Source organism: Rhodoplanes elegans (assembly GCF_016653355.1).
GTDB lineage: Bacteria > Pseudomonadota > Alphaproteobacteria > Rhizobiales > Xanthobacteraceae > Rhodoplanes > Rhodoplanes elegans.
On the sequence record NZ_NHSK01000170.1, the window covers coordinates 1 to 4,581 of the forward strand.

The 4,581-nt window shown below is 70.2% G+C and carries 6 protein-coding genes; 5 read left to right on the top strand and 1 reads right to left on the bottom strand.

The window, feature by feature from the left end; translation table 11 throughout:
* From CCR97_RS21405 to CCR97_RS21420, 4 genes are all read left to right on the top strand, one after another.
* A partial coding sequence (locus CCR97_RS21405; RefSeq protein ID WP_201159825.1) for a hypothetical protein occupies positions 1 to 1,123 on the top strand: 1,123 nt, incomplete at its 5' end.
* Between the two features lie 4 nt (positions 1,124 to 1,127).
* Positions 1,128 to 1,349 (top strand): hypothetical protein, encoded by a 222-nt coding sequence (locus CCR97_RS21410; RefSeq protein ID WP_201159826.1) that lies wholly within the window; start codon positions 1,128 to 1,130, stop codon positions 1,347 to 1,349.
* 28 nt (positions 1,350 to 1,377) lie between these two features.
* Complete coding sequence (locus CCR97_RS21415) at positions 1,378 to 2,460, top strand: phage tail protein (protein ID WP_201159827.1); 1,083 nt, start codon at positions 1,378 to 1,380, stop codon at positions 2,458 to 2,460.
* Positions 2,461 to 2,471: 11 nt separating this feature from the next.
* Complete coding sequence (locus CCR97_RS21420; protein WP_201159828.1) at positions 2,472 to 3,065, top strand: hypothetical protein; 594 nt, start codon at positions 2,472 to 2,474, stop codon at positions 3,063 to 3,065.
* Positions 3,066 to 3,091: 26 nt separating this feature from the next.
* Here the strand turns inward: CCR97_RS21420 and CCR97_RS21425 are convergent, their stop codons facing one another.
* A complete protein-coding gene (locus tag CCR97_RS21425) occupies positions 3,092 to 3,436 on the bottom strand; it encodes a hypothetical protein (protein WP_111357046.1) in 345 nt (114 codons plus the stop codon).
* 115 nt (positions 3,437 to 3,551) lie between these two features.
* Between CCR97_RS21425 and CCR97_RS21430 the strand changes: the two genes are divergently transcribed.
* Positions 3,552 to 4,581 (top strand): phage tail sheath protein (locus CCR97_RS21430; RefSeq protein WP_201159829.1); only part of this gene is annotated, 1,030 nt, incomplete at its 3' end.

Sequence of the window (4,581 nt, forward strand, 5' to 3'; positions counted from 1 at the left end):
CGGCCACGCCATCATCCGGGTGCGCAAGTTCTGGGAGACCACGACGAAGGCGCCCTACGACGTCTACGCGCCGGTGCCGCACACCATCCAGGGCGTGATCAAGGCGCAGTCCTGGCTGCAGTCGCAGGGCCGGTGGTCGCCCGGCATGCGGCTCGCGATCGTCGCCTGGTCGGCGACCGCCGAGGTGTCGGTCTCGCTGGTCGAGTGCGGCGAGGACGGCACGCCGCGGCCCGGCCGCATGCTGCGCACCGTGACGCTCGCCGCCAATCAGTTCCAGGCCTGGCCCGCGATGACGCGCTTCCCCTGGGCGACGCCCGTCTACGAGGAGCCGGGCAAGCGCTACGCCTATCTGTTCGCGACCACGGGCGACGTGACGGTCGCCTATGCCGAGGGCCAGAAGTTCCTGGCCGGCAACTACTTCGAGTCGACCGACGGAGCGTTCTTCCTGGGCGACCTGACGAAAGACATCTGTCACGTGACCGAGTACTGCCGCTTCGATCTCACCTCGATCACGGTGCCGCTGCAGGGCATCAATCTCGACGGCGGCATCCACAACATCCGGATCCGCAACGCCGAGGTCCTGCCGGAGAACACGAGCCGCAAGTTCCAGCTCCAGGTCGGCGGCCAGTGGCGCACGATCGAGGCGCCGGAGGGCGACGAGACGCTCTTCGGCTCCGGCGTCACGCCCTATTACGACTTCCGTGTCGTGCTGCGCGGCGACCAGTGGGCCATGCCGGTGCTCGATCTCGGCTTCTCCGAGGTCGAGGTGTTCCGCGCCGACGACGACTTCAAGCACATCTCGAGCCCGATCGCCTTCGGGTCCGCGCTGGAGACCGTCTACGTCAAGGCGACGGTCGCGGCCTGGGACGCGGCGCGCCACACGCTCGTCGCCAAGCTGCTGCACGGCGCCGGGTACGCCAGTGTGAAGACCCACGACGCGGTCGAAAGCAAGCCCGTGGTCGGCACCGACGGCCTGGTGCGGGAGGGCGCGATCGAGCGCATCTGGACGTTCCAATTCGCCTCGGGCTCCGGGATCTCGGGCTGCAAGATCGAGTTCACCGGCACCACCAACAACGCCCGCGTGACCTATCACGTCGAGCGCCGCACCCACACGACGGAGTGACCCCATGGCGAAGAAGACCACGCAGGCGGCCGCGCCGGCCGACGACACGACCGCAGCATCCGTGATCGACCCCGCGGCCTACTACCGGGTCCACGCGAAGACCCGGTTCAAGCTCGGCGGCATCGGCTTCGGCCCGGGCCAGGAGACCGAGGTGACGGGCGCGATCCTGGCCGGGCTGCTCGCCGGCGAGCACGCCGGCAAGATCACCGGCTGGGGCCCGCGCTGATCGGGTCGGCGGAACGCGAGGCGGCGCGATGGCGCGGAAGTACCCGACGGACAAAGCCTACGAAGTCTCGAACGTCGGCGAGGTGCTGAAGAGCGAGCGGGCGTTCCGCCAGGACGTCGACATGCGGCTCGACGTGCTGGAGCGCGGCATCGCGGCCCTCGGCGCCGACGCCAGCGTGCTCGTCGCCCGGGTGATCCGGGCGATCGAGACCGAGATCGCGCCGCGCGCCGCCGAGATCGAGGCGTTGCTCGTCGGCTACCGCGACGGTGTGCCGGCCGCCGCCGTGGCCGAGAGCGCGGAGCGGTTCTTCCTCACGCCGGCGCGGCGCGCCGCCATCATCGCCGAGGCCATCACGACCGGCGACCCGTCGGCCGCCATCGCGGCGGCGATCGCGTCGCTCGCCCCGATCGCCTCGCCGGCCTTCACGGGTGCCCCGACGGCGCCGACGCCGCCCGACGACAACGCCTCGGCGCGCCTCGCCACCACGGCCTTCGTGGCGACCCGGATCGCCGCGCTGGTCAACGGCGCCCCGGACGACCTTCGGGACTTCGACGCACTCGCGAACGCGATCGGAAACGACCCCGACTTCGCCGTCACGGTCGCGGCCGCACTGGCGGCGCTCTCGTCCACGGTGGCCGCCATCACGCCCGTGCCGGTCGGGACCACCATCTGGGTCAACGGCGCGGTCGCGCCGGCCGGATTCGTCAAGGAGAACGGCGCGCTTCTCTCGCGCACGACATTCGCGTCCCTGTGGGCCTATGCGCAGGGCTCGGGCCGCGTCGTGACCGACGCGGAGTGGGTGACCGGGAACACCGGCGCCTTCTCGTCCGGCGACGGCGCCACGAACTTCCGTCTGCCCGACAGCCGCGGCGAGTTCGTGCGCGCCCTCGACGACGGGCGCGGCATCGACAGCGGCCGCGCGCTCGGCAGCTGGCAGGCCGACGACCTCAAGAGTCACATCCATCGGGTCGACAGGCCGATCGGATCCGGGAACCCGTATGGCAACGCGGCCGCGGGCGGAACCGGCGGCGACACGACGCCGACGACCGCGACCGGCGGCACCGAAACGCGCCCGCGCAACGTCTCGAAGCTCGCCTGCATCAAGTACTGAGGTCGGTCCCCATGCAGATCTGGCACCATCATCCGCGGAGCGGCGAGCTGATCGCCGCGGGCGTCGCGGATCCCGACCCGCTCACCGAGGGCGCCTGGCTGGTCCCCGCGTTCGCGACCGCCGTCGCCCCGCCGCCGGCGGCACCCGGGACCGTCGCGGTCTTCGATGTCGGGGCGTGGAGCCTGGTCGCCGATCACCGTGGCGAGACGTGGTGGTCCGCCGCCGGCGATCCCGTGATCATCACCGCGCTGGGCGACCCGTCCGACCTCGGTCTCCTCGCCGAGCAGCCGACGCCGGGCGCGGCCGACCCGGCGACGCTGCCGCTGCTGTCGCGGCGCCAGGTGCTGTTCGGCCTGTTCGAGGACGGCTTCATCACGCTCGCCGAGTTCGAGGCGAGCGCCACGGCCGTGCCGGCCTCCATCGCCGCCATTATCGGCGCTGCGCCCGGCTTCGACGACGCCGCAAAGACGCGCGAGAAGGTGCGGTTCCTGACGATGGAATACGCCCGGCGCGATCACCCGCTCACCCTGATGCTGCAGGCGAGCCGCCCGAGCATGACGGACGGCGAGGTCGATGCCATGTGGCTGCGCTGGGCGGCACTTTGATCGCCGCATGGCATTCCCCGGCGTCGTCACCAGGAGAGGTCTTGAGCCCTCGCTTCCTCACTCGGCTCCGCTCGGGCGAGCTGATCTCGCAGGACCACTATTGCGGAACCGACAGAATGAAGGGCTCGCAGCGCGTGGAACTCCGAGTTCGGGAGGAGAAGGGCCTCGGCCAGAAACTCCACGTTGCGAACGACGTTGTTGATCGCTGCGCTGAGCTCATAGGTCATCTCGACCAAATCGGTCAGACAGGCGAACTCGGATATCACCGTTTGAACGATGGTCGGGGCTGTCGCTGGCGTTGCATGCTGCACGGCCCTGATGACAGCGTCGAAGTGAGTGGCGAGAGGAACCGGAAGAACAATGCACGCCATCGCAATTCCGCCGCTGACGCCTGTCAGCGGCCCGACAAATTGGAGTAGCCCCTAATCTCGCGTTCGATTCTGGCCCCCGTCAAGGGGCGTTCGAACGGTTTGCGAAGGGGTTCCGATGGCCGCGCTCACGAAGAACCACGGCGTTCGTTTCATCGACTCCGGCGAGGACGCCCGCACCGTCCAGGTGCCGGACTTTTCCACCATCACCATCGTGGCGTCGGCCGACGAGGCGAACCCCGCGACCTTCCCGCTGGAGACCAACGTCCATCTGTACGGCGACGAGGCCGAGCGGATCGCCAAGCTCGGCGACGCCGGCGAGCTGTCGGCGGCGATCGACGACATCCTGGCCGAGGGCGTGAGCCCCAGCATGATCATTCGCCGGGTCGAGAAAAAGTCGACCCGCAACGAGATGCTGGGCTCGGTGATCGGCGATCCGTCCGACCGCACCGGCCTGTGGGGCCTGCTCGACGCGCGGGCCCAGACCAGCGTGCGGCCCGGCCTGATCGTCTGCCCGGGGTTCTGCAACGACTCGCCGATTGGCGCCACCACGGTGACGATGACCAACGAGGGCTCGGGCTACACCGAGGCGACCGTGACGTTCACGGCCGCCGGCGCCCAGGTGGTGCCGAAGGGCAAGGCCGTGATTCAGGGCGGCAAGGTGGTCGGCGTCACGATCGACGACGCGGGCTTCGGCATCCCCAACACCGTCACCATGGCGATCACGGGCGACGGCTCGGGCGCGGCCGGCACGGTCGCGACGGGACCGGTGGCGAACCCGGTGGCGCTCGCCATGAGCGCGGTCGCCAAGCGGCTGCTCGCCATCGGCATCTGCGACGCGCCCAATCTCGACCGCGTCCAGGCGGCGCTGTGGGCCGAGCGGCTCCGGCGCGACAACGGCCGCTACCTCTACGCCATCGATCCCGCGGTGCGGCGCTTCGCCGTGGTCGACGGTTCCGACGACACGATCCTGACCCGGCCGGCCTCGACCACGGTCGCGGCGCTGTTCGCCAAGCGCGATCGCGAGCGCGGCGGCCCGTACTGGTCGCCGGAGAACCAGACCTCCTCGGCGATCGTCGGGGTGGCGCGGCCGATCAGCTACTACGACGGCGAGCTGGATCACGAGGCCAACTTCCTGATCAATGCCG